General features: G+C 73.4%; 26 protein-coding genes. 9 read left to right on the forward strand and 17 right to left on the reverse strand.

All coding sequences use genetic code 11. From position 1 onward, the window contains the following. Nucleotides 1–547 precede the first annotated feature (547 nt). Nucleotides 548–1,831 carry a tyrosine--tRNA ligase gene (gene tyrS / locus ACFYML_RS05190; RefSeq protein ID WP_387419407.1) on the reverse strand — a complete coding sequence of 428 codons (1,284 nt, stop codon included), beginning with the start codon at nucleotides 1,829–1,831 and terminating at the stop codon, nucleotides 548–550. A 105-nt stretch (nucleotides 1,832–1,936) separates the two neighbouring features. On the opposite strand from tyrS, the gene ACFYML_RS05195 reads away from it, so the two are divergent. The 4 genes from ACFYML_RS05195 (at nucleotide 1,937) to ACFYML_RS05210 (ending at nucleotide 4,367) form a co-directional block, all read left to right on the forward strand. Next, a complete protein-coding gene (locus tag ACFYML_RS05195; RefSeq protein WP_387419717.1) occupies nucleotides 1,937–2,320 on the forward strand; it encodes a PaaI family thioesterase in 384 nt (127 codons plus the stop codon). A gap of 127 nt (nucleotides 2,321–2,447) precedes the next feature. After that, on the forward strand, nucleotides 2,448–3,674 hold the full coding sequence (locus ACFYML_RS05200; RefSeq protein ID WP_387419408.1) for an NRAMP family divalent metal transporter: 1,227 nt from the start codon (nucleotides 2,448–2,450) through the stop codon (nucleotides 3,672–3,674). Beyond that, on the forward strand, nucleotides 3,671–4,051 hold the full coding sequence (locus ACFYML_RS05205; protein ID WP_387419409.1) for a hypothetical protein: 381 nt from the start codon (nucleotides 3,671–3,673) through the stop codon (nucleotides 4,049–4,051). Before ACFYML_RS05200 ends, ACFYML_RS05205 begins: the two co-directional genes overlap by 4 nt. Continuing rightward, nucleotides 4,038–4,367: a PRC-barrel domain containing protein gene (locus tag ACFYML_RS05210; protein WP_387419410.1), complete on the forward strand. Its 330-nt coding sequence runs from the start codon at nucleotides 4,038–4,040 to the stop codon at nucleotides 4,365–4,367. Before ACFYML_RS05205 ends, ACFYML_RS05210 begins: the two co-directional genes overlap by 14 nt. A 65-nt stretch (nucleotides 4,368–4,432) precedes the next feature. Here ACFYML_RS05210 and ACFYML_RS05215 read toward each other — a convergent pair whose 3' ends face one another. Both ACFYML_RS05215 and ACFYML_RS05220 read right to left on the reverse strand, forming a co-directional pair. Further along, entirely contained in the window at nucleotides 4,433–5,074 is a 642-nt protein-coding gene (locus ACFYML_RS05215) for a hypothetical protein (RefSeq protein ID WP_387419411.1), read from the reverse strand. A gap of 10 nt (nucleotides 5,075–5,084) precedes the next feature. Then, on the reverse strand, nucleotides 5,085–5,588 hold the full coding sequence (locus ACFYML_RS05220) for a GNAT family N-acetyltransferase (protein WP_387419412.1): 504 nt from the start codon (nucleotides 5,586–5,588) through the stop codon (nucleotides 5,085–5,087). 134 nt (nucleotides 5,589–5,722) lie between these two features. Between ACFYML_RS05220 and ACFYML_RS05225 the strand changes: the two genes are divergently transcribed. Then, the gene (locus ACFYML_RS05225) at nucleotides 5,723–6,001 is read left to right on the forward strand and encodes a hypothetical protein (protein WP_387419718.1); all 279 of its coding nucleotides are present in this window, start codon (nucleotides 5,723–5,725) and stop codon (nucleotides 5,999–6,001) included. Here ACFYML_RS05225 and ACFYML_RS05230 read toward each other — a convergent pair. Next, entirely contained in the window at nucleotides 5,974–6,450 is a 477-nt protein-coding gene (locus ACFYML_RS05230) for a cyclic nucleotide-binding domain-containing protein (protein ID WP_387419413.1), read from the reverse strand. The genes ACFYML_RS05225 and ACFYML_RS05230 overlap by 28 nt on opposite strands. Nucleotides 6,451–6,722: 272 nt before the next feature. Between ACFYML_RS05230 and ACFYML_RS05235 the strand changes: the two genes are divergently transcribed. Then, the gene (locus ACFYML_RS05235) at nucleotides 6,723–7,610 is read left to right on the forward strand and encodes a universal stress protein (RefSeq protein ID WP_387419719.1); all 888 of its coding nucleotides are present in this window, start codon (nucleotides 6,723–6,725) and stop codon (nucleotides 7,608–7,610) included. A gap of 21 nt (nucleotides 7,611–7,631) precedes the next feature. Here ACFYML_RS05235 and ACFYML_RS05240 read toward each other — a convergent pair whose 3' ends face one another. The 5 genes from ACFYML_RS05240 to ACFYML_RS05260 form a co-directional block, all read right to left on the reverse strand. Next, nucleotides 7,632–8,258 carry an FMN reductase gene (locus ACFYML_RS05240; protein WP_357442756.1) on the reverse strand — a complete coding sequence of 209 codons (627 nt, stop codon included), beginning with the start codon at nucleotides 8,256–8,258 and terminating at the stop codon, nucleotides 7,632–7,634. Then, nucleotides 8,255–9,394: an LLM class flavin-dependent oxidoreductase gene (locus ACFYML_RS05245; RefSeq protein WP_387419414.1), complete on the reverse strand. Its 1,140-nt coding sequence runs from the start codon at nucleotides 9,392–9,394 to the stop codon at nucleotides 8,255–8,257. Before ACFYML_RS05245 ends, ACFYML_RS05240 begins: the two co-directional genes overlap by 4 nt. A gap of 168 nt (nucleotides 9,395–9,562) precedes the next feature. Then, the gene (locus ACFYML_RS05250; protein WP_387419415.1) at nucleotides 9,563–9,838 is read right to left on the reverse strand and encodes a ubiquitin-like small modifier protein 1; all 276 of its coding nucleotides are present in this window, start codon (nucleotides 9,836–9,838) and stop codon (nucleotides 9,563–9,565) included. Further along, the gene (locus ACFYML_RS05255) at nucleotides 9,839–10,921 is read right to left on the reverse strand and encodes a WD40/YVTN/BNR-like repeat-containing protein (protein ID WP_387419416.1); all 1,083 of its coding nucleotides are present in this window, start codon (nucleotides 10,919–10,921) and stop codon (nucleotides 9,839–9,841) included. It abuts the gene before it with no gap. Nucleotides 10,922–11,097: 176 nt separating this feature from the next. Beyond that, a complete protein-coding gene (locus tag ACFYML_RS05260; RefSeq protein WP_387419417.1) occupies nucleotides 11,098–11,727 on the reverse strand; it encodes a DNA-3-methyladenine glycosylase in 630 nt (209 codons plus the stop codon). An 82-nt stretch (nucleotides 11,728–11,809) separates the two neighbouring features. Between ACFYML_RS05260 and ACFYML_RS05265 the strand changes: the two genes are divergently transcribed. Genes ACFYML_RS05265 through ACFYML_RS05275 form a run of 3 tightly spaced genes read left to right on the forward strand, consistent with a single transcriptional unit; the run spans nucleotide 11,810 to nucleotide 12,805 of the window. Continuing rightward, nucleotides 11,810–12,235: a DNA-binding protein gene (locus ACFYML_RS05265; protein ID WP_148799218.1), complete on the forward strand. Its 426-nt coding sequence runs from the start codon at nucleotides 11,810–11,812 to the stop codon at nucleotides 12,233–12,235. A gap of 59 nt (nucleotides 12,236–12,294) precedes the next feature. Continuing rightward, a complete protein-coding gene (locus ACFYML_RS05270) occupies nucleotides 12,295–12,648 on the forward strand; it encodes an MmcQ/YjbR family DNA-binding protein (RefSeq protein WP_387419418.1) in 354 nt (117 codons plus the stop codon). Between the two features lie 37 nt (nucleotides 12,649–12,685). Next, the gene (locus ACFYML_RS05275; RefSeq protein ID WP_387419419.1) at nucleotides 12,686–12,805 is read left to right on the forward strand and encodes a DUF397 domain-containing protein; all 120 of its coding nucleotides are present in this window, start codon (nucleotides 12,686–12,688) and stop codon (nucleotides 12,803–12,805) included. Between the two features lie 61 nt (nucleotides 12,806–12,866). On the opposite strand, the gene argH is transcribed toward ACFYML_RS05275, so the two are convergent. The 8 genes from argH to argC form a co-directional block, all read right to left on the reverse strand. Then, nucleotides 12,867–14,330, reverse strand: coding sequence for an argininosuccinate lyase (gene argH / locus ACFYML_RS05280; RefSeq protein ID WP_387419720.1), 1,464 nt, complete (start codon nucleotides 14,328–14,330; stop codon nucleotides 12,867–12,869). A 14-nt stretch (nucleotides 14,331–14,344) separates the two neighbouring features. Beyond that, nucleotides 14,345–15,550, reverse strand: coding sequence for an argininosuccinate synthase (locus tag ACFYML_RS05285; RefSeq protein ID WP_387419420.1), 1,206 nt, complete (start codon nucleotides 15,548–15,550; stop codon nucleotides 14,345–14,347). Continuing rightward, nucleotides 15,547–16,062, reverse strand: coding sequence for an arginine repressor (locus ACFYML_RS05290; protein ID WP_073835312.1), 516 nt, complete (start codon nucleotides 16,060–16,062; stop codon nucleotides 15,547–15,549). Before ACFYML_RS05290 ends, ACFYML_RS05285 begins: the two co-directional genes overlap by 4 nt. Continuing rightward, entirely contained in the window at nucleotides 16,059–16,988 is a 930-nt protein-coding gene (gene argF, locus ACFYML_RS05295) for an ornithine carbamoyltransferase (protein ID WP_387419421.1), read from the reverse strand. Before argF ends, ACFYML_RS05290 begins: the two co-directional genes overlap by 4 nt. Continuing rightward, nucleotides 16,985–18,205, reverse strand: coding sequence for an acetylornithine transaminase (locus tag ACFYML_RS05300; protein WP_387419422.1), 1,221 nt, complete (start codon nucleotides 18,203–18,205; stop codon nucleotides 16,985–16,987). The genes argF and ACFYML_RS05300 overlap by 4 nt, the downstream gene beginning before the upstream one ends. 111 nt (nucleotides 18,206–18,316) lie before the next feature. Then, nucleotides 18,317–19,252 (reverse strand): acetylglutamate kinase, encoded by a 936-nt coding sequence (gene argB, locus ACFYML_RS05305; RefSeq protein ID WP_387419423.1) that lies wholly within the window; start codon nucleotides 19,250–19,252, stop codon nucleotides 18,317–18,319. Continuing rightward, nucleotides 19,249–20,421, reverse strand: coding sequence for a bifunctional glutamate N-acetyltransferase/amino-acid acetyltransferase ArgJ (gene argJ, locus ACFYML_RS05310; protein WP_387419424.1), 1,173 nt, complete (start codon nucleotides 20,419–20,421; stop codon nucleotides 19,249–19,251). The genes argB and argJ overlap by 4 nt, the downstream gene beginning before the upstream one ends. A gap of 76 nt (nucleotides 20,422–20,497) precedes the next feature. Beyond that, nucleotides 20,498–21,499, reverse strand: coding sequence for an N-acetyl-gamma-glutamyl-phosphate reductase (gene argC / locus ACFYML_RS05315; protein WP_387419721.1), 1,002 nt, complete (start codon nucleotides 21,497–21,499; stop codon nucleotides 20,498–20,500). Nucleotides 21,500–21,574 lie beyond the last annotated feature (75 nt).

A 21,574-nucleotide genomic window follows, 5' to 3' on the forward strand; every position in this document is an offset into this window, starting at 1 on the left:
TTTGGCACTGGCTTATCAAGCACCCTGTTGAGTTCTCAAAGAACAACCACACACCATCCAGCAACCCCGCATCATGCAGGACCCTGTCCGGGGCATTTCGTTCACCGCGACCGCCGCTCTCGCGCCGGGCGCTTTTACTACGTTACCCGGTGGTTTCTGCCGTGTCAAACCGCTCTCTGGCGGTTCGTCGTGCTTCCACCCTTTTGCCGGGCACCTCGATTCGACCGACTCACGCCGGACGCCTCGTGGATTTCGGCAGGACGGCCGCTGCGGTCTCCCGCTTGCTCGTCCGTATCCCTGCCGGCCCATAACCTTACCTGGTCGGTTCCGCCTCGCCAAATCCGCCTCGCGGCGAATCCGGGGCACCACCCGGGTCCAGGGTCAGACGGAGAGAACCATCCGATCCTGGCGGTCATTCCCGCGCTCCGGCCTTTTGGGCTTTCGCCCTGTTTCGTCCGTTCCGCGCTGGCAGAGAGAAAGTTACGCGCCCAGCGGTTTGATCGTCAAATCCGCTGGGCGCGTCCCACGTCACATTGTCGAGATACGACTATTTGCGCAGCTCAACGCCCGCGAAGGAACGCTTGCCCCGGCGCAGCACCAGGTACCGCCCGTGCAGCAGGTCGTCCGCCGACACGGTCGCGTCGACGTCCGTCACCCGGGTGTTGTTGACGTACGCGCCGCCTTCGGCGATCACCCGGCGCGCCTCCTTCATGCTCGGCACCAGCCCGGACTCCTTGAGCAGGCCGGCGACGTCCGGCAGCTCGGCCAGGTGGACCAGGCCGGCCTCGGTCAACGCGGCGCGCAGGGTCGCCGGGGTCAGCTCCTCGAGCGAACCGCGGCCGAAGAGCGCCTGGCTGGCGGCGACCGCCTGGGCCATCTCCCGCTCGCCGTGCACCAGCGCGGTCAGCTCCTCGGCGAGCGCCCGCTGGGCCAGGCGGGCCTGGGGCCGTTCCGCGGTCGCCTTCTCCAACTCCTCCAACTCCTCCCGCGAGCGGAAGCTGAAGTAGCGCAGGTAGCGGACGACGTCCCGGTCGTCGGCGTTAACCCAGAACTGGTAGAAGGCGTAGGGGCTGGTCATCTCCGGGTCGAGCCAGATGGAGCCGCCCTCGGTCTTGCCGAACTTGGTGCCGTCCGACTTGGTGACCAGCGGCGTGGTGAAGGCCTCCACCGGCCCGGCGCCCCGCCGGCGGATGTAGTCGACCCCGGCGGTGATGTTGCCCCACTGATCCGAGCCGCCGTACTGGAGCTGGCAGCCGTGCCGGCGGTGCAGCTCGAAGAAGTCGTTGGCCTGCAGCAGCTGGTAGCTGAACTCGGTGAAGCTGATGCCGGTCTCCAGCCGGGCCTTGACCACCTCGCGGGCCAGCATCTTGTTCACCGGGAAGTGCTTGCCGACGTCCCGGAGGAACTCGACCACCGACATCTCGCCGGTCCAGTCCAGGTTGTTGACCAGTCGGGCCGCGTTCTCCCCGGCGTACGAGACGAACGGGGCGAGCTGGTCGTGGATGCGCTGGACCCAGCCCGCCACCACCTCGGGCGGGTTGAGGGTGCGCTCGGCGGTCTCCTTCGGGTCGCCGATCTGGCCGGTGGCGCCGCCGACCAGCAGCAGCGGCCGGTGCCCGGCGAGCTGGAGCCGGCGCGCGGTGATGACCTGCATGAGGTGGCCGACGTGCAGGCTGGGCGCGGTCGGATCGAAGCCCACATAGAAGGTGGCCGTCCCGCCGTCGAGCAGCTCGCGCAGCTCGTCGAGGCCGGTCGAGTCCTGGATCAGGCCCCGCCACTGCAGGTCTTCGGTCAGGGAGTCCCGCCCCTGCGGGAGGTTGCTGTCGGTCACGGCTACCGATTCTCCCCCATCACCGGCCAGGACCCGTACCGGGTTTGCCCACGCCGAGGCGATTAGGCTGGCGCTGCATCGAGGGCGAGGAGGGCTGCCGTGGAGATGCCGGACCTGACCGGGGGCTTCGTGGCCCTGCTGGGCCTGAAGTTCGACGAGGTCAGCGGGGACCGGGTGGTGATCCGCTGGCAGGTCCGCCCGGAGCTGCACCAGCCGTACGGGATCCAGCACGGCGGGGTCTACTGCTCGGTGGTGGAGACGGCGGCCAGCATCGGCGGCGCGCTCTGGCTGGGCGACAAGGGCCAGGTGGTGGGCGTGTCCAACCAGACCGACTTCCTGCGCGCGGTGCGGGACGGCGAGCTGACCGCGGTGGGCACCCCGATCCACCGGGGCCGGAGCCAGCAGCTCTGGCTGGTGGAGATCACCGACGGGGACGGCCGGCTGGTCGCGCGTGGCCAGGTACGGCTGCAGAATCTCACCGCCGCCTGACCTCGGACGGGTGCCGAACGACGCGCCACCGGAGCCGGCGCGGGCGACGGCCTGGTCGATTCAGCCTAAAAGAGATACTTGACGCCGATATCGTCGCGTCGGTGAGATCACCCGCTCCCGATCCGACGTGAGGAAGCTCCTCGCCGCCACCCTCGGCGTCCTGTCCGCCATCGGCGGCTTCGTCGACATCGGCGACCTGGTGGCGGCGAGCCAGGCCGGCGCCCGGTTCGGCATGGCCCACGCGTGGGTGCTGCTCGTCGGGGTGCTGGGCATCTGCGCGTACGCGGAGATGTCCGGCCGGATCGCGGCGGTGAGCGGCCGGGCCGTGTTCGACCTGGTCCGGGAGCGGCTGGGGCCGCGGGTGGCGCTGCTCAACCTGGTCGCCTCCTACCTGGTCACGGTGGTCACCCTCGCCGCGGAGCTGGGCGGGGTGGCCCTGGCGCTGCAGCTGGCGACCGGGCTCAGCTACCTGCTCTGGGTGCCGGTGGCCGCGGTCGCGGTCTGGCTGGTGCTGTGGCGGATGCGCTTCGCGCTGATGGAGCGGGTGTTCGGGCTGGCCGGGTTGGCGCTGCTGGTGTTCGCGGTCGCACTGTTCGCCCTGCCCACCGACTGGGTGCGCCTCGGCCACGAGGCGCTGTACGTCAGCTCCGCCGGGGCGGGCTGGTCGGTGTACTGGTTCGTGGCCGTGGCGCTGTTCGCTTCCACGGTCAGCCCGTACGAGGTGTTCTTCTTCTCCTCCGGCGGGGTGGAGGAGAAATGGAGCGCCGCCGACTTGGCCGACGCGCGTTCCAGCGTGCTGATCGGCTTCCCGGTCGGCGGGTTCCTGGCGCTGTCGCTGCTCGCCGTCGCGGCCGTGGCGTACCACCCGTCCGGGACGGCGCTGGACAGCCTCGACCAGGTGGCCCGGCCGGTGGCGACCGCGCTGGGCGGGGCCGGGCTGGCGGTCGCGGTGCTGGCGTTCTTCGCGGTTACCTTCGGCGCCGCGCTGGAGACCGGGCTGTCCGCCGCGTACGCGGTGGCGCAGTACTTCGGCTGGCAGTGGGGTAAGCGGGTCACCCCCCGGGAGGCGGCGCGGTTCCACACCGTGCTGCTGGTCAGCGTGCTGCTCGGGGTGCTGATGCTGCTGACCACCATCGACCCGGTGCAGCTCACCGAATACATGCTGGTGCTCAGCGCGGTGGTGCTGCCGCTGACGTATTTGCCGATCCTGGTGGTGGCGAACGACCGCAACTACCTGGGCGACCGGGTCAACGGCCCGTGGATCAACCTGCTCGGGGCCGTGTTCCTGCTGCTCATCGTCGCCGCGTCGGTGGCGGCGATCCCGTTGGCGATCATCACGAGGATGGGACAGTGAGGCTCCAGCTCGCCAAGCAGCTGCTCGACCGGCAGATCGTCGACCGGGATGGCCGGCTGGTCGGCCGGGTCGACGACATCGCGTTCGCGATCGACGCCGATGGGGTGCCGTACGTGGACTGCCTGCTCTCCGGGCACGGCGTGCTGGGGCAGCGGATCGGCGGCCGGATCGGGCGGTTGCTGGTGTCGATCGCCGAGCGGTTCGCCGAGGAGGTGCCGGTGCCGCCGCGACGCATCCCGCTCGCCCAGGTCGCCGAGGTGGACAGCGCGGTACGCCTGCGCTGCCGGGCGGCCGACCTGCCGCCGTCTCCCACCGAGTCCTGGCTGCGCCGGCACGTGATCGACCAGATCCCGGGGGCGGATCATGCGCGCCGGTGAGCTGCTCGGCCGGATGGCGTACGACCTGCACGGGCGGCGGCTGGGCCGGGTGGTCGACGTGGTGGTGCGCGGCGGCTGGCCGCCGGACCGGCTGCGGATCACCGACGTGATCGTCGCCGGCCATTGGTGGACCCGGGTGGTCGGGCGACTGATCGCGCCGGAGCTGCACCCGTCGGGACCGTGGCTGCTGCGCGCCGCCGCCCGGGTCCTCGGCCGGAGCACCCACCAGTTCCCCGCCGACCGGGTGCAGCTGCTCCCGCCGGTCGCTGACTTCCCGTTCGGCGCGCCGTCCGGGCCGCCCGGCCACCCCGGCTGAGGCGGCCCGGTGCCCATCGGACCGGCCCGCGAATCCTCCGCCGCGCGCCCGATCCGCTCCCCCGGCTACCCGCGCTGCCCGGCCGGGGCTGCGGGCAGGTCCAGCACGAACGCGTCACCCTCCCGGTTGAAGCCGAGCCGGTGGTAGTACGGGGCGACCATGCCGGGCGGGCTGACCACCCGGCGGAAGCCGCGGTCGGTGAAGAGGCGGCTGCGCCGGTAGACGAACTCGCCCGGGGTGAAGTCGCGGAACGGCGGGGTGACGTAGTCGAGGTCGATCTGGGCCACCCCGTCGGCCTCGGCGTGCGACACCACCACGCCGACCACCTGGTCGGCGCGGACCACGAGGAACGCCGAGCGGTCGGCGCCGGCCGGGTCCCAGCGGAAGGCGGGGTTGAACCGGGCGATGTCGGCGGCGTGCACCCGCAGCGTGTGGGCCAGGAAGGCGTCCCCGGTGCCCACCTCGACCACCTGGTAGGTCTGCTCGTCGTGCCGGGTGGCCAGCAGCTTCCGCAGGTACCAGACGTTGATCACGGCGAGCACCACGTTCAGCCCGACCATGGGCCACACGTGCACGGCGGCGTTGTAGCCGATCAGGATGAGGCAGCCGACGAGGTTGAGGGCGCGCAGCCGCAGGATGCGGGTCTGCAGCAGCGACCAGACCAGCAGCGCGGAGCCGGCCCAGCCGACGAGTTCCAGCCAGTTCACCCGGGGGAGACTAGTGGTCGCGCTGGTCAGCCGCCACGGCGGGCAGCTCCAGCACGTACTCCTCGACCTCGGTGCCGCGGCCGTTGGCGTACCCGGAGTCCTCACCGACCACCACGAAGCCGCACTTGCGGAGCACGGCGAGCGAGGCGGCGTTGTCCTTGGCGGCGCGGGCGTGCACCGGACGCTGCGGCAGCTCACGCAGCAGCGCGGCGAGCGCGGCGGTGGCGTGGCCCCGGCCCCAGCGGCGCGGATCGATCCAGTAGCTGACCTCGGTGCGCTCCCCCACCGGGAAGGCGGTCACGCGCCCGACCACCTCCCCGTCGACCGTCACGGTCCGGAGGACGATGCGCGGGTCGGCGCGGATGCGCGTCCAGTGGTCGTCGAAGGCGGCCCGGTCGGCCGGGTCCTTCGGGCCGAACGCGGCCATCCAGTTGGCCTGCGGATCCTGCTCGTGGCGAAAGAACGCGGGCAGGTCGTCGTCGCGCACCGGGCGGAGCCGCACCTCACTGGTCACCGCCGGAGGATACGCGGACCGACCGACAGGTTCGGACCCGCTGGCGAACGGGCGACGTCACCCGGGCGGTGGACCGGCGCCCGGACCCGCCCCGGACGGCCGGGTGGGAGCGGAGGATTCGTCGGGTGAAGCGGATGACCCACTGCCGGCACCGGCCGGCATTCCCGATGCGTACCCCCTCCGTCACGGGCCCGATGCTGGCCGGCCCGCGGGCCCTGGGCCCGACGGCGGCCGCGCCGCTGGCGCTCGCCGCGGCGGCGCTCGGTGCCGTCGCGGTCGGCACGCTGGCGATCGGTCGGCTGGCGATCCGCCGGGCGGTCATCAAGGAGCTGCGCATCGGCCGGCTGGAGGTGGACGAGCTGGTCGTGCGGCGGACCGACGGCGGTCAGCCGGTGGGCGGCAGCCTCGTCTGATAGCCGTACAGCTCCAACAGGCGGACCCGGGAGGCCTGCAGCCGGTCCACCACCACGCTCATGAAGCAGGTGGTGAGCTGCCGGCCGAGCGCGTCGTCGGACTCCATCAGCCGGCGTACCCCGGCGGCCTGGAACTCGACGGCGAGGCTGCGCCGCACGGCCACCGCCCCGAACTGCCATCGGTACGGCGGGAAGAGCCAGGACCAGCCGACCACCCCACCCGCGCCGATCGTCTCGATCCCCACGTCACCGCGACCGGGCACCGGGAAGTCCAGCGCCACCTCGCCGCCGCGGACCAGCCAGAACCGCTCCGCCGGCTGCCCGGCGCGAAACAGCCGGTGCCCGGGGTGCCACACCACGGGGCGGGCGTGACCGGTCAGCGGGGGCAGCCACTCCGGCGGCAGCCCGGCGAGGAACGGATGCGCGCGGAGCATCTCCAGCGGAGTCATCAGTCTCACCCCCGTCCACGGTCCGGGTCGACGGTCCTGGATCCATTGGACCTCGACCCGGCCGGGATCGTCAGGGCCGAAGGTCCCGGACCGCGGATGCGCGACGCCGCCGGATTTCCCCGGGACGCCTCCGCGCCGGCCCCTCCCCCGCCGACACGGATGGCGGTCCGGCAGGCCGAACCTCGGGGCCGAGGTGTCAACGCCGGGGTGGCCGGGCAAATGCGGTCCGGGGACGAGCGGGCCGCCGACAATGGCCTGAGCCGACCGAAGGGATTCCGATGAACCGACCTGTCGTGGTGGGGGTCGACGGATCACCGACCAGCCTGACCGCCGCCGAGCACGCCGCGCGGGCGGCCGTCCAGCGATCCCGGCCGCTGCACCTGGTGCACGGCTACCTGCACCCGCTCGGCTACGGCGTGCCACTCAACCCGTACGACCTCGGGGTGCCGGCGCCGACCGAGGCGGCGCAGAAGATGCTCGAACAGGTGGCCGGCGACCTGACCGACCGGCATCCGGGCCTGCGGGTGGAGGTACGCCAGGTGGCCGGCGGTCCGGGCGCCACGCTGGTCGAGGAGTCCCGCCGGGCCGACCTGGTGGTGGTGGGCAGCCGGGGGATGGGCGGGTTCGCCGGGCTGCTGCTCGGCTCGGTCAGCGGCCAGGTGGCCCAGCACGGGCACTGCCCGGTGCTGGTGGTCCGCCCGGCCGAGCAGCCGATCCCGGTCGACGGACCGGTGCTGGTGGGCGTGGACGGCTCCGAGTCGGGCGGGCTCGCCGTCGGGCTAGCCGCCGATGAGGCGGACCGCCGCGACAGCGATCTCGTGCTGGTGCACGTCCGGCCGCCCGAGCGGGCCGGGCCGGTGCCGGAGCAGGCGGCTGAGTCCGCGGCGGCCGGGCAGGCCGAGTCGGCCGAGCTGCTGGCCGGGGCGGCGGCCCAGGTCCGCGCGGACCATCCGGTGCTGGCCGTGGTCGAGCGGCCGGTCCGGGCCGCCTCCCCGGAGCAGGCCCTGATCGAGGCGAGCGGGGAGGCGGCGCTGGTGGTGGTCGGGTCGCGGGGCCGCGGCGGCTTCGCCGGACTGCTGCTCGGGTCGGTCAGCCAGGCGCTGGTGCAGCACGCGCACTGCCCGGTGCTGGTGGCCCATCCGTACGAGCGGGCGGAGTGAGGACCGCCCGGAACGGGCCGGTCAGACCGGGTCGCGGCCGGCGAGCAGGTCCTCGAAGTTGGTGGTGAGGGCGAACGGGTCGGCCGGGCCGGTCGCGACCGGGCGGCGGTCCACCTGCTCCGCCAACTCGACCCCGGCCCGCCGGATGCGGGCCCGCAGGGCACCGTCGGCGCTCTCGCCGGACCAGTCCTCCGGCGCCGCGTAGACCACCGTCGGCACCACCACCGCCCGCAGGTACGCGAACATCGGCCGGACCGCGTGCTCCAGGGCGAGCGAGTGCCGGGCGGTGCCCCCGGTGGCACCGATCAGCACCGGCCGGTCGGCCAGGGCGTCCCGGTCCACCACGTCGAAGAACGACTTGAACAGCCCGTTGTACGAGGCGTTGAAGATCGGGGTGACCGCGATCAGCCCGTCCGCCCCGGCCACGGTGTCCAGCGCCTCGCGCAGGGCGGCCGACGGGAAGCCCGTGAGCAGGTGGTTCACCACGTCGTGGGCGTGCTCGCGCAGCTCGATCGGGCGGATCTCCACCTCGGCGCCGCGCCGGACCAGCTCGTCGCGGGCGGCCGCGGCGAGCTGGTCGGCGAGGAGCCGGGTCGAGGAGGGCTGGCCGAGGCCGGCGGAGACCACCGCCAGGGTGCGCCGGGTCATCGGGCCCCCTCGGGCGCCTTGCCGGTCACGTCGTCGACGGCGTGCACCGTGTTGTCCCTGGCGCCGCCCGCCATGGCCAGCAGCGAGGCGTGGGTGGGCGCCTCCGGCACCTGCACCGGTCGCAGCGAGTCGAACTCCTTGCGCAGCACCGGGACGACCTCCTCGCCAAGGAGGTCGAGCTGTTCCAGGACGGTCTTCAGGGACAGCCCGGCGTGGTCCATCAAGAAGAGCTGACGCTGGTAGTCGCCGACGTACTCGCGGAAGCCGAGCGTGCGGTCGATGACCTGCTGCGGGCTGCCCACGGTCAGCGGGGTCTCCCGGGTGAACTCCTCCAGCGACGGCCCGTGCCCGTAGACCGGGGCGTTGTCGAAGTACGGCCGGAACTCGCGGACGGCGTCCTGGGAGTTCTTCCGCATGAACACCTGCCCGCCGAGGCCGACGATGGCCTGGTCGGCGGAGCCGTGGCCGTAGTGCTCGAAGCGCTGCCGGTAGAGCCCGATCATCCGCTGGGTGTGCTCCTTGGGCCAGAAGATGTGGTTGGCGAAGAAGCCGTCGCCGTAGTAGGCCGCCTGCTCGGCGATCTCCGGGCTGCGGATCGAGCCGTGCCAGACGAATGGCGGCACCCCGTCCAGCGGGCGTGGGGTGGCGGTGAACGACTGCAGGGGGGTGCGGAACCGGCCCTTCCAGTCGACCACGTCCTCACGCCACAGCCGGTGCAGCAGGTCGTAGTTCTCGATGGCGAGGGGGATGCCGTTGCGGATGTCCTGCCCGAACCACGGGTAGACCGGGCCGGTGTTGCCGCGCCCCAGCATAAGATCCACCCGGCCGTCGGCCAGGTGCTGGAGCATCGCGTAGTCCTCGGCGATCTTCACCGGGTCGTTGGTGGTGATCAGCGTGGTCGAGGTGGAGAGCAGCAGCCGCTCGGTCCGGGCGGCGATGTAGCCGAGCATGGTGGTCGGCGACGAGGGCACGAACGGCGGGTTGTGGTGCTCGCCGGTGGCGAAGACGTCAAGCCCGACCTCCTCGGCCTTGAGCGCGATGGCCACCATGGCCTTGATCCGCTCACGCTCGGACGGCAGCCGCCCGTTGGTCGGGTCGACCGTGACGTCGCCGACGGTGAAGACTCCGAACTGCATGATCCAGCTCCTCGCGTGACGCCCGGGCCGGTGCGGCCCGGATCGCACCCCACAACATATTTGACGAGTCAACTATTCCGTCATGGGTCGTGGGCGGCGTGGCCCAGGTCACCACCCGCCGGCCGGTTGCGGCCCGCCGGCGTCACTCCTGTCCGGCACGCGGCCCCGTCAGCCGCCGGCCACGGAGGGGAGCACCTGCACCTCCGCGCCGTCGCCGACCGGGGTGTCCAGCCCGCCGGCGTGCCGGCAGTCCTCGCCGTCGACGTAGACGTTGACGTAGCGGCGCAGCTCGCCGCGCTCGTCGCGGATCCGGCGGCCCAGCCGGGGCCAGGTGCCGTCGAGCTCGTCGAGGACGGCCCGCAGCGTGCCGGTGGCGGCGACGGTCAGCCGGCTCGCGCCGCCCGCCTCGCCGCGCAGCGGGCCGGGCAGCAGCACGGTGACCACTCACACCTCCGCGGCCCGGACGCAGAGCACGTCCGGCAGGTGGGCGGCGACCAGCGACCAGGAGTCACCCTCGTCCGGGCTGGCGTAGACCTCGCCGGAGCGGGTGCCGAAGTAGACCCCGGCCGGGTCGGCGTCGTCGGCGCACATCGCGTCGCGCAGCACCGACGGGTAGAACGGCCCCTCGGGCAGCCCGACCGAGAGCGGCTCCCACTTGTCGCCCGCGTCGGTGGAGCGGTAGACCCGGCAGCGGTAGTCGACCGGGAAGCGCTGCCCGTCGGCGACCAGCGGGAAGACGTAGACCGTGCCGGGGCGGGACGGGTGGGCGACCATCGGGAAGCCGAAGTCGCTGGGCAGGCCGGCGGCGATCGAGCTCCAGGTGCGCCCGTCGTCGTCGGAGCGGTAGACGCCGTGGTGGTTCTGCGCGTAGAGCCGGTCCGGGTTGCCGGCGTCCCGGGCGATCTTGTGGACGCACTGCCCGAACTCGGGCCACTCGTCCGGCAGGAAGTAGGCCCGGATGCCGCTGTTACCGGGCGTCCAGCTCGCCCCGGCGTCCTCGGTGCGGTAGACCCCGCCGGTGGACATGGCCACCGCCATCCGGGCCGGATCCCGCGGATGCGGCAGCACGCTGTGGATCGCCTGGCCGCCGAAGCCGGCGCCCCAGGACTCGCGGTGCGGATGGTCCCAGAGCGCCCGGACGAGCTGGAAGCTGCGCCCGCCGTCGTCGGAGCGGAACAGCGCGGACGGCTCGGCACCGGCCCAGACCACGTCGGGCTGGTCGGCGCCCGCCGGAGTGAGCTGCCAGACCCGGCCCAGGCTGGCGCCGGTGTCGGCCGGAAAGGCCACCGGCGCCCGGTCGGGCTCCTGCCAGGAGGCGCCGAGGTCGTCGCTGGTCGCCACGCTCGGCCCGAAGTGCGAGCTGGTCATCCCGGCGAGCAGGCGGGGCCGGCCGGCGCGCTTGTCGACGGCGACCGCGTAGACGCCAGTCATCGGGAAGTGCGGGCCGGTCACCTCCCAGGCGCGTCGATCGGTGCTGCTGGCGAGGAAGAGCCCCTTGCCGGTGCCGATTGCGAGCAGTGTCGCCATGCCGGTCCTCCGATCCGTGCCGAGCGGGTGGCTGCCAGGTCCGGGCGGCACCCGGCGAGAGGCGTACGACGCGGGCGGGCGGGACCTGGCGTCGTGATTATGGTCACCCCGTCCGACAGAATGCCGCTTCACCGGGCCGGTGGCCAGCCCGCACCGCCGTCCGGCAGCCGCCGGCGTCAGCGACGGGTGCGGGGCACGTGGCGGCGGTAGGCGCTCACCGTCGGATCGCCGGCGATCCAGAACCGCCAGGGCACGTCGTGCGCCCCGGTCACCCCGACCCGGGGGCCGGCCGCGATCGCCGCCGCCGGCACCGGCGCCGCCGCGGGCCTCAGCCGTACCGGGCCGTCGCCGAGCAGGTCGACGCCGTAGACCGCGCCGTCGATGCCGAGCGCCGCGCAGAGCCGGGCGGGCCCGCGGGCCAGGTCCACGTCCCGGCGTACGGCAGGGCGTCGCGACCGGGCCGCCGCCAGCCCGTCGACCACCTCTCCGGCGCGCAGCAGCACCGCCGAGGCCTCCCCGTCCGGGCCGGTGACCACGTTCATGCACCAGTGCATCCCGTAGGTGAAGTAGACGTACGCCCGCCCGGACGGGCCGAACATCACCGCGTTGCGCTTGGTGCGGCCCCGGTGCGCGTGCGAGGCCGGGTCCCCGGCGGTGCCGGCGTACGCCTCGACCTCGGTGATCCGGACGGTGACCCCGTCGGCGGTGAGCAGGCAGCCGAGCAGCCCGCGGGCGGCCGGCACGACCGGCCCGGCCAGCAGGTCGGCCAGGTCGGCTGCGGTGGTGGCGGGCTCGGCACTGGTCATGGGTCGACGATAGCCGCTAGACGCTGACGACCTTTTCAATACACCGTTGACAAGATGCTGTTCAAGGGTGTGTCATGGAACCATGCCCACGCTGGACAACGACCCGTTCACCGCTCCGGACGCGGCCCAGGCCCGCGCACACCGCAACTACGCCGCGCTGCTGCGGATCGCCGAGCGCCACGCCGGCACCAATGCCCGCCGCCGGCGGTACGCACACCCCGACGTGCCGGACGCGTACGAGGCGGCCACGCTGGTGATGGCCCTCGCCGGCGGCGCGGAGCTGGAGCCCGGCGAGGAGCCGGTCGACCAGGCGGACCTGATGGCGGCGCTGACCCTGGTCCCGCACGTGCGGGCGGAGGTGGACGCGCTCGAGGCGGGCCTGGTGCAGGTGGCCCGCGGCCGGGGGCTGACCTGGCAGGCGATCGCCTTCGGGCTCGGGCTGGGCAGCGCGCAGGCGGCCCGGCAGCGCTACGACCGGATCACGGTGCGCACCGGCACCGCCGACTGACCGACGGAAACTGTCACAGGGTCCGGCGAGACTGCCCGGGTGGACGGGACGAGGACGCGATGACGCGCGACGAGATGCGGGCGTACTGCCTGGCGAAGCCGGGCGCCTGGCTGGACCAGCCGTGGGAGGGCGACGAGGTGGTCAAGGTCGGCAGCAGGATCTTTGCCTTCCTCGGCTCGCCGGAGGGCGACGCGCGGGTGGGCCTGAAGTGCGGCCCGTCCCGGGAGGTCGCCGACGAGTGGCTGCACCGGTTCCCCGACGACGCCCGCGCCTCCCCATACATCGGCCGTTCGGGGTGGAACACGCTGCGGCTCGACGGCGGCATCCCCGACGAGGAACTGCGCGAGGCGCTCGACGGGTCGTACGACGCGGTGGTGGCCAAGCTGCCCAAGCGTGAGCGACCGACGGCCTGACCGCATTCAAGGTGGGACACACCCGCCGCGTTGAGGTGTGGCCGACAACCTGCCGGGCGTGGTTGCCGTCTGCGACAGCAAGGATCCGGCCGGCCCGGTGCTCGCCTTCGACCCGCAGACGTGGCGCTCGTTCGTCAAGTCTGCCAAGCAGTCCTGACACAGCGAAGGAGCAGGCCCTCAGCAGCATGCTGAGGGCCTGCTCCTTTCCGTCCCTGGGGTCAGCGGGGCACGACCTGCTCGGCGGCCCAGTCGCGCCAGCCGGCCAGCTTGTCCGCGGCGACGGCGAGCTGGTCGGCGACCGGGCCGGGGCCGGTCGAGCCGGGGGTGGTCCGGGCCGCGAGGGCGGAGCGCACCGAGAGCGCGTCCCGCACCGACGGGTCCAGATGCGGGCTGACCGCGGCCAGGTCGGCATCGGACACCTCGTCCAGGGCGCAGTCCCGGGCCACGCAGAGCGCCACCAACTGGCCGGTGATCTCGTGCGCGTCACGGAACGGCACGCCCCGGCGGACCAGCCAGTCCGCCACCTCGGTGGCGAGCGAGAAACCGACCGGCGCGGCGGCGACCAAGCGGTCGACGCGTACGGTCATCGTGGAGATCATCCCGGCGAGCGCCGGCAGCAGCAGCTCCAGGGTGTCGACCGCGTCGAAGGCCGGCTCCTTGTCCTCCTGCATGTCCCGGTCGTAGGTCATCGGCAGGCCCTTGAGCATGGTGAGCACGCTCATCAGGCCGCCGACCAGCCGGCCGGACTTGCCCCGGGCCAGCTCGGCGATGTCCGCGTTCTTCTTCTGCGGCATGATCGACGAACCGGTGGCGAACGCGTCGTCCAGCTCCACCCAGCCGAACTCGTGCGACGTCCAGAGCACCACCTCCTCGCCGAGGCGGGACAGGTGCACGCCGATCATCGCGGTGACGAAGAGGAACTCGGCGACGAAGTCCCGGTCGGCGACCGCGTCCATCGAGTTGGCGAAGGACGTGCGGAAGCCCAGCTCCTTGGAGACCGCCACCGGGTCCAGCGGCAGGCCCGAGCCGGCGAGCGCGCCCGCGCCGAGCGGGCTGATCGCCGCCCGGTGGTCCCAGTCGCGCAGCCGCTCCAGGTCGCGCAGCAGCGGCTGCACGTGGGCGAGCAGCCAGTGCCCGAAGGTGACCGGCTGGGCGTGCTGGAGATGGGTCATGCCGGGGGCGGCGGTGTCCACGTGCCGCCCGGCCTGCTCGACCAGCGCCTCGGCCAGCTCGACCAGGCGGGCGGCCACGCCCCGGGCGTGATCGCGCAGGTAGAGCCGCAGGTCGGTGGCGACCTGGTCGTTGCGGGACCGGCCGGCGCGCAGCTTGCCGCCGAGGCTGCCGAGCCGCTCCAGCAGGCCGCGCTCCAGGGCGGTGTGCACGTCCTCGTCATCGACGGTCGGGCGGAACGCCCCGGAGGCGCAGGCGGCCTCCAGGTCGTCCAGCGCGGCCAGCATCTTGCCCAGTTCCTCGGGGTCGAGCAGGCCGGCGCCGGCCAGGACCCGGGCGTGCGCCCGGGAGCCGGCGATGTCGTACGGGGCGAGGCGCCAGTCGAACTGGACGCTCACCGACAGCCGCGCGAGCGCCTCGGCGGGGCCGCCGGCGAACCGGCCTCCCCAGAGGCTCGTCCGGTTGGGGGCGGCGCTGTTCTCGGTCAGGCTCTTGTCGTCCACCCCACCCATTGTGCTGTTCACGATCAGGCGCCACCCAGCCGGGCGTCCCGCGCGGCGGCCATCCGGCTGGGCAGGCCCCACAGCTGCACGAAGCCCTTCGCGAGGGACTGGTCGAAGGTGTCGCCGGTGTCGTAGGTGGCCATGCCGAAGTCGTACAGGCTGGCCTCGGAGCGCCGGCCGGTGACGGTGGCCCGGCCGCCGTGCAGGGTGAGCCGCACCTCGCCGGAAACGTGCTGCTGGGCGTCGTCGATGAACGCGTCGAGGGCGTTCTTCAGCGGCGAGAACCAGAGGCCGTCGTAGACCAGCTCGCCCCAGCGCTGGTCGACGCCGCGCTTGAACCGGGCCAGGTCCCGCTCGACGGTGACGTTCTCCAGCTCCTGGTGGGCGGTGATCAGGGCGATCGCGCCGGGCGCCTCGTACACCTCGCGGCTCTTGATGCCGACCAGCCGGTCCTCGACCATGTCCAGCCGGCCGACGCCCTGGGCGCCGGCGCGCCGGTTGAGCTCCAGGATCGCCTGGTACGGGGTGACGGTCTCGCCGTCGATGGCGACCGGCACGCCGGCGTCGAAGGTGATGACGACCTCGTCGGCGTCCCGCGGCTCGCTGGGGTCGGAGGTGTAGGAGTAGAGGTCCTCGATCGGGCCGTTCCAGATGTCCTCCAGGAAGCCGGTCTCGACCGCGCGGCCCCACAGGTTCTGGTCAATGGAGTACGGCGACTTGGCCGACACGTCGATCGGCAGCCCCGTCTCCTCGGCGAAGGCGATCGCCTTGTCCCGGGTCCAGGCGAAGTCCCGGGCCGGGGCGATGATCTTCAGGTCGGGGGCGAGCGCGCCGAGGCCGACCTCGAAGCGGACCTGGTCGTTGCCCTTGCCGGTGCAGCCGTGCGACACGATGGTGCCGCCGTGCTTCTTCGCCGCGGCCACCAGGTGCTTGACGATCAGCGGCCGGGACAGCGCGGAGACCAGCGGGTAGCGGTCCATGTAGAGGGCGTTGGCGCGGATCGCCGGCAGGCAGTACTCGGCGGCGAACTCGTCGCGCGCGTCGACCACCTCGGACTCGGCGGCGCCGCAGTCCAGCGCCCGCTGCCGGATGACGTTCATGTCCTCGCCGCCCTGGCCGACGTCGACCGCTACCGCGATCACCTCGGCGCCGGTCTGCTCGGCCAGGTACGGGATGGCGACGGAGGTGTCGAGACCCCCGGAGTACGCCAGGACGACCCGCTCGGTCATGGTGTGGTGCTCCCTTCAACGTTCTCTTCCCGGCGGGCCCACGCGGCGAGCTTGTCGCCCAACGCGGCGCCGCCGACGGCCTCGCGGGCCACGACGAGGATGGTGTCGTCGCCGGCGATGGTGCCGACGACCTCGGGCAGGCCCGCTCGGTCCAACGCGCTGGCCAGATAGTGGGCTGCGCCCGGCGGGGTGCGCAGCACGGCGATGTTGCCGCTGGAGTCGACCCCGTTGAGCAGCTCACGCAGCAGCCGGACGAGCCGGGCCGGGGCGGCCTCGGCCTCGCGCAGCGGCCGGTGGCCGTCCTCCGGGATCAGATAGACGCCCCGCCCGTCGCCGCCGCGCGCGGTGACCGCCCCCAGCTCCTTGAGGTCCCGGGAGAGGGTGGCCTGGGTGACCTGGATGCCGTCGCCGGCGAGCAGGTCGGCAAGCTCGGTCTGCGAGTGGATGGCCCGGTCGCGGATCAGCTCGACGATGCGGGCGTGCCGGGCGGCGCGGGTCAGCGGGGCGGTCATGGGGTTGATGCCTCCAGGAGAAACGTCAGCAGCGCCTTCTGGGCGTGCAGGCGATTCTCCGCCTGGTCGAAGACGGCGCTGCGCGGCCCGTCGAGCACCTCGTCGGTGATCTCCTCGCCCCGGTGGGCGGGCAGGCAGTGCAGCACGATGACGTCGGCCGCGGCGTGGCCGAGCAACGCGTCGTTGACCTGGTACGGCAGGAACGGGGTGGTCCGGTCGAGGCCGTCGGACTCCTGACCCATGGAGGTCCAGGTGTCGGTGGCGATCACGTCGGCGGCGCGGACCGCCTCGACCGGGTCGGTGAGCACGCGGACCGATCCGCCGGTGCCGGCGGCGATCTTCTCGGCCCGGGCGACCACCTCGGGGTCGGGCTGGAACCCGGCCGGCCCGGCGATCCGGACGTGCATCCCGGCGGTCGCCCCGGCCAGCAGGTAGGAATGCGCCATGTTGTTCGCCGCGTCCCCGACGTACGCGAGGGTCCGTCCGGCGGTGGCGCCGAACCGCTCGCGGACGGTGAGCAGGTCGGCGAGCAACTGGCAGGGGTGGTACGCGTCGGTGAGCGCGTTGACCACCGGCACGGTGGCGTGCGCGGCGACCTCGGCGATCCGGTCGTCGCCGTGGGTCCGCAGCACGATCGCGGCCACGTAGCGGGAGAGCACCCGACCGGCGTCGGCCAGGGTCTCGCCCCGCCCGAAGTGGGTGACCTGGGTGTCCACCACGAGCGGGTGCCCGCCCAGCTCGGCGATGCCCACGTCGAACGAGAACCGGGTGCGCAGGCTCTGCTTGTCGAAGAGCACCGCCACCGACCGCGGCCCGGCGAGGGGCTGGTGGCCGAAGCGGTCCGCCTTCATCCGGGCCGCGAGGTCGAGCACGGCCGACTGCTCGGCGGGCGAGAGGTCGTCGTCCCGCAGGAAGTGCCGGATCATGCGGGGACCTCCGTCGTGGTCGGGGCATCCTCGGCGGGGATCGCCGGGACGGGCGCGGCGGCGGCGAGCGCGGCCGGCAGGGCGGCGAGGAAGGCGTCGACCTGCGCGGCGCTGAGGATCAGCGGCGGGGCGAGCCGGACCACGCCGGGCTGCACCGGGTTGACCAGGAAGCCGGCGCCGCGCAGCGCGGTCGCCAGCGCGCCGGCCACCGGCTGGTCGAGCACGACGCCGAGCAGCAGGCCGGCGCCGCGTACCTCGGCGACGAGCGGGTGGCCGAGCGCCTCGATCCCCCGCCGTAGCCGCTCCCCGATCCGCTTGACGTGGTCGAGCAGCCCCTCGCTGGCGATCGTCGAGATCACCGCGAGGGCGGCCGCGCAGCTGACCGGGTTGCCGCCGAACGTGGTGCCGTGTGAGCCGGGGCCGAGCAGCTCGGCGGCCCGGCCGAAAGCCAGGCAGGCGCCGATGGGCAGGCCCCCGCCGAGTCCCTTGGCGAGCGTGACCAGGTCCGGCTCGACGCCCTCGGCCTGGTGGGCGAACCAGTGCCCGGTGCGGCCGACGCCGGTCTGCACCTCGTCGAGCACCAGCAGGGCGCCGTGGCCGGCGGTGATCCGCCGCGCCTCGGCCAGGTAGCCGGGCGGCGGGACGACGACGCCGTTCTCACCCTGGATCGGCTCGATGATCACCATGGCGGTGGCGTCGGTGACGGCGGCCGCCAGGGCTGCGGCGTCGCCGTACGGCACGTGGGTGACGTCACCGGGAAGCGGGCGGAAGGGGTCGGCCTTGGCCGGCTGGCCGGTGAGCGCCAGGGCGCCCATGGTCCGGCCGTGGAAGCCGCCCTGGGTGGCGACCACGTGGGTGCGCCCGGTCAGCCGGGAGAGCTTGAACGCGGCCTCGTTCGCCTCGGCGCCGGAGTTGGCGAAGAACACCCGCCCGGGCCGGCCGGCGAGGGCCAGCAGCAGCTCGGCGAGGGCGACCGGCGGCTCGGCGACGAACAGGTTGGAGACGTGCCCGAGGGTGGCGACCTGCTTGGACACGGCGGCCACCACGGCCGGGTGGGCATGGCCGAGGGCGTTGACCGCGATGCCGCCGAGCAGGTCGACGTACTCCCGGCCGGCCTCGTCGACCACGACGGCGCCGGAGCCGGAGACGAGCGCGAGCGGCGGGGTGCCGTAGTTGTCCATCATGGCCGCGCCCCAGCGCTCCACCAGCGTGCTCATCCGACCTTGCCTTCCTTGTTCGCGGCTGCGGGGCTCGCAAGCTCACTCCTCGCGCTCACCGGGCTCCCCTTTCGTTCCCGACTGCGGGGCTCGCAAGCTCACTCCTCGCGCTCACCGGGCTCCCCTTTCGTTCCCGACTGCGGGGCTCGCAAGCTCACTCCTCGCGCTCACGACCATCGTGCCGAAACCTTCTGAGGTGAAGACCTCGAGCAGCGTGGAGTGGGCGACCCGGCCGTCGACGACGTGCGCGGCGGGCACTCCTCCGCCCACCGCCCGCAGGCAGGCCTCCATCTTCGGGACCATTCCCGACTCCAGGGACGGCAGCAGCTTCGCCAGCTCGTCGGTGCTGATCTCGCTGACCAGGCTGGACGTGTCCGGCCAGTCGGCGTAGAGGCCGGCGACGTCGGTGAGCACGACCAGCTTGCGGGCGTCCAGGGCGACCGCCAGCGCGGCGGCGGCGGTGTCGGCGTTGAGGTTGTGCAGCACGCCGTCGGCGTCCGGCGCGACCGTGGAGATCACCGGGATCCGGCCGGCGGCGATGAGGTCGGCGACCGCCGACACGTCCACCGACTCCACGTCGCCGACCTGGCCGACGTCGACCGGCTCCCCGTCCACGTACGCCGGGCGGCGCACCGCGGTGAACAGCCCGGCGTCCTCGCCGGAGAGGCCGACCGCGAACGGGCCGTGCGCGTTGATCAGGCCGACCAGCTCCCGGCCGACCTGCCCCACGAGAACCATCCGCACGACGTCCATCGCCTCGGGGGTGGTGACCCGCAGGCCGCCCTTGAACTCGCTGGCGATGCCGAGCCGGCCCAGCATGGCGGAGATCTGCGGCCCGCCGCCGTGCACGACGACCGGCTTGAGACCGGCGTACCGGAGGAAGACCATGTCGGCGGCGAAGGCGCGCTGCAACTCGGGGTCGACCATGGCGTTGCCGCCGTACTTGACCACGACGGTGGCGCCGGAGAAGCGGGCCAGCCAGGGCAGGGCCTCGATCAGCGTCTCGGCCTTGGCCTGGGCCCGGGTGAGGTCCGCGGTGAGGCTCATGTGGAGTACGCCGAGTTCTCGTGCACGTACGCGTGCGACAGGTCGTTGGTCCAGATCGTCGCGGCGGCCTCGCCGGCGTGCAGGTCGATCCGGATGGTGACGTCCCGGCCGGTGAGGTCCACCTTGGCGCGGTCCTCGGCGGCCGCACCGCTGCGGCACACCCACACCCCGTTGACCGCGACGTCCACCCCGTCCGGCTCGAAGGCGGCGGTGGTGGTGCCGACCGCGGCGAGGATCCGGCCCCAGTTCGGGTCGTTGCCGAACAGCGCGGTCTTGACCAGGTTGTTCCGGGCCACCGACCGGCCGACCTCGACCGCGTCCTCCTCGGTGGCGGCGCCGACCACGTCGATGGCGATCTGCTTGGTGGCGCCCTCGGCGTCGGCGATGAGCTGCTGGGCCAGGTCGTGGCAGGCGGCGGTGACCGCGGCGGTCAGCTCCGCCTCGGTGGGCGCGATCCCGGACGCACCGCTGGCCAGCAGCAGCACCGTGTCGTTGGTGCTCATGCAGCCGTCCGAGTCGATCCGGTCGAAGGTGACCCGGGTGGCGGCCCGCAGCGCGGCGTCGAGGATCTCCGGCCCGGCCACCGCGTCGGTGGTGAGCACGCAGAGCATGGTGGCCATCGCCGGGGCGAGCATGCCGGCGCCCTTCGCCATGCCGCCGACGGTCCAGCCGCTGCCGCCGACCACGGTGGTCTTGGGCCGGGTGTCGGTCGTCATGATCGCCTCGGCGGCCGGCTGGCCGCCCTCGCGGGACAGCCCGCGGACCGCGGCGCGGACGCCGGGCAGGAGTTTGTCCATCGGGAGCCGCTCGCCGATCAGGCCGGTCGAGCAGACGGCGACCTCACCGGCGCCGAGCATCAGCCGGGGGCTGCTGGCGGTGAGCGCGGTGGCGGTGTGCTCGGCGGTGGCGTGGGTGTCCTGGAAGCCGGCCGGGCCGGTGCAGGCGTTCGCCCCGCCGGAGTTGAGCACGACGGCGCGGACCACGCCGCCCCGGACGACCTGCTGGGTCCATAGCACCGGGGCGGCCTTGACCCGGTTGGCGGTGAAGACGGCGGCCACCCCGGCGTCGGGGCCGTCGTTGAGGACCAGGGCAACGTCGCCGGCGCCGCTGGCCTTGAGGCCGGCGGCGACACCGGCGGCCCGGAAGCCCCGGGGGGTGGTGACGGTCATGCTCCGCCTCCGCTCCGCGCAGGCGCGGCATGACGCCGCGGCGGGCTGTGCTTGCTGATTCGCTCGCTACGCGCGCTCATGGGGCTACTCCGAAGACGGGGAGTCCGGTGGTCTCGGGGAGGCCGAGCATCAGGTTGGCGTTCTGCACGGCCTGGCCGGCCGCGCCCTTGCCCAGGTTGTCGATGGCGCTGACCACGATCACCCGGCCGGAGTCGACGTCGACGGTGGCCTGGAGGTGGCACGAGTTCGAGCCGGCGGTGGCGGCGGTGTGCGGCCACGCCCCCTCGGGCAGCACGTGCACGAAGGGCGCGTCCGCGTACGCCCGCGCCAGCACCGCGCGCGGGTCGGCGTCGCCGGTGGGGACGGCGGTGACCGTGGCGAGGATGCCCCGGGGCATCGGGGCGAGCACCGGGGTGAAGGAGAGGCCGGTCGCCCCGGTGGCCTGCTTGATCTCCGGCACGTGCTGGTGTGCGCCGACCTTGTAGGGCGACAGGTCGCCCATCACCTCGCTGCCGAGCAGGTGGGCCTTGGCGGCCCGGCCGGCGCCGGAGGTGCCGGAGGCGGCGACCACCACCACGTCGGCGGGGTGGACCGCACCGGCGGCGATCAGCGGGGCGAGGGCGAGGGTGGTGGCCACCGCGTAGCAGCCGGTGCTGGCCACCCGGGTCGCCGCGGCGATCGCGGCCCGCTGGCCGGGCAGCTCCGGCAGCCCGTAGGTCCAGGCCCCGGCGTGCGGGCCGCCGTAGTAGCGGGACCAGGCGTCCGCGTCACGCAGCCGGTGGTCGGCGCCGAGATCCACCACCTTGACGGTGGCGGGGAGCGCCGCGGCGAGGGCCGCCGACTGGCCGTGCGGCAGGGCCAGGAAGACCAGGTCCGCGTCGGCCAGGGTGGCCGGATCGGTCGCCCCGAGCACCAGGTCCAGCCCGGCGAGCTGCGGGTGTATGGCGGCGACGGGCTGGCCGGCCTGCGAGTGGGCGGTGGCCGCGACGAGGTCGAGCTCGGGGTGCCCGGCGAGCAGACGCAGCAGCTCACCACCGGCGTACCCACTCGCCCCGGCGACCGCGACCCGGATACCCATACTCACCTCCGCATGACTATGCATCACAGGCTAACAGGATCGGCATCGCGCTGCAAGTTCATACAGGCGACTGCA

This window comes from Micromonospora sp. NPDC007230 (assembly GCF_042869115.1).
Classification (GTDB): domain Bacteria; phylum Actinomycetota; class Actinomycetes; order Mycobacteriales; family Micromonosporaceae; genus Micromonospora.

Coding starts and splice junctions, on each gene's coding strand:
- ACFYML_RS05195 (WP_387419717.1), top strand. CDS start 1,937: ATGCCGGACCTGACCGGGGGCTTCGTGGCCCTGCTGGGCCTGAAGTTC.
- ACFYML_RS05210 (WP_387419410.1), top strand. CDS start 4,038: ATGCGCGCCGGTGAGCTGCTCGGCCGGATGGCGTACGACCTGCACGGG.
- ACFYML_RS05225 (WP_387419718.1), top strand. CDS start 5,723: ATGACCCACTGCCGGCACCGGCCGGCATTCCCGATGCGTACCCCCTCC.
- ACFYML_RS05230 (WP_387419413.1), bottom strand. CDS start 6,450: ATGACTCCGCTGGAGATGCTCCGCGCGCATCCGTTCCTCGCCGGGCTG.
- ACFYML_RS05240 (WP_357442756.1), bottom strand. CDS start 8,258: ATGACCCGGCGCACCCTGGCGGTGGTCTCCGCCGGCCTCGGCCAGCCC.
- ACFYML_RS05245 (WP_387419414.1), bottom strand. CDS start 9,394: ATGCAGTTCGGAGTCTTCACCGTCGGCGACGTCACGGTCGACCCGACC.
- ACFYML_RS05255 (WP_387419416.1), bottom strand. CDS start 10,921: ATGGCGACACTGCTCGCAATCGGCACCGGCAAGGGGCTCTTCCTCGCC.
- ACFYML_RS05260 (WP_387419417.1), bottom strand. CDS start 11,727: ATGACCAGTGCCGAGCCCGCCACCACCGCAGCCGACCTGGCCGACCTG.
- ACFYML_RS05265 (WP_148799218.1), top strand. CDS start 11,810: ATGCCCACGCTGGACAACGACCCGTTCACCGCTCCGGACGCGGCCCAG.
- ACFYML_RS05270 (WP_387419418.1), top strand. CDS start 12,295: ATGACGCGCGACGAGATGCGGGCGTACTGCCTGGCGAAGCCGGGCGCC.
- argH (WP_387419720.1), bottom strand. CDS start 14,330: ATGGGTGGGGTGGACGACAAGAGCCTGACCGAGAACAGCGCCGCCCCC.
- ACFYML_RS05285 (WP_387419420.1), bottom strand. CDS start 15,550: ATGACCGAGCGGGTCGTCCTGGCGTACTCCGGGGGTCTCGACACCTCC.
- ACFYML_RS05290 (WP_073835312.1), bottom strand. CDS start 16,062: ATGACCGCCCCGCTGACCCGCGCCGCCCGGCACGCCCGCATCGTCGAG.
- argF (WP_387419421.1), bottom strand. CDS start 16,988: ATGATCCGGCACTTCCTGCGGGACGACGACCTCTCGCCCGCCGAGCAG.
- ACFYML_RS05300 (WP_387419422.1), bottom strand. CDS start 18,205: ATGAGCACGCTGGTGGAGCGCTGGGGCGCGGCCATGATGGACAACTAC.
- argB (WP_387419423.1), bottom strand. CDS start 19,252: ATGAGCCTCACCGCGGACCTCACCCGGGCCCAGGCCAAGGCCGAGACG.
- argJ (WP_387419424.1), bottom strand. CDS start 20,421: ATGACCGTCACCACCCCCCGGGGCTTCCGGGCCGCCGGTGTCGCCGCC.
- argC (WP_387419721.1), bottom strand. CDS start 21,499: ATGGGTATCCGGGTCGCGGTCGCCGGGGCGAGTGGGTACGCCGGTGGT.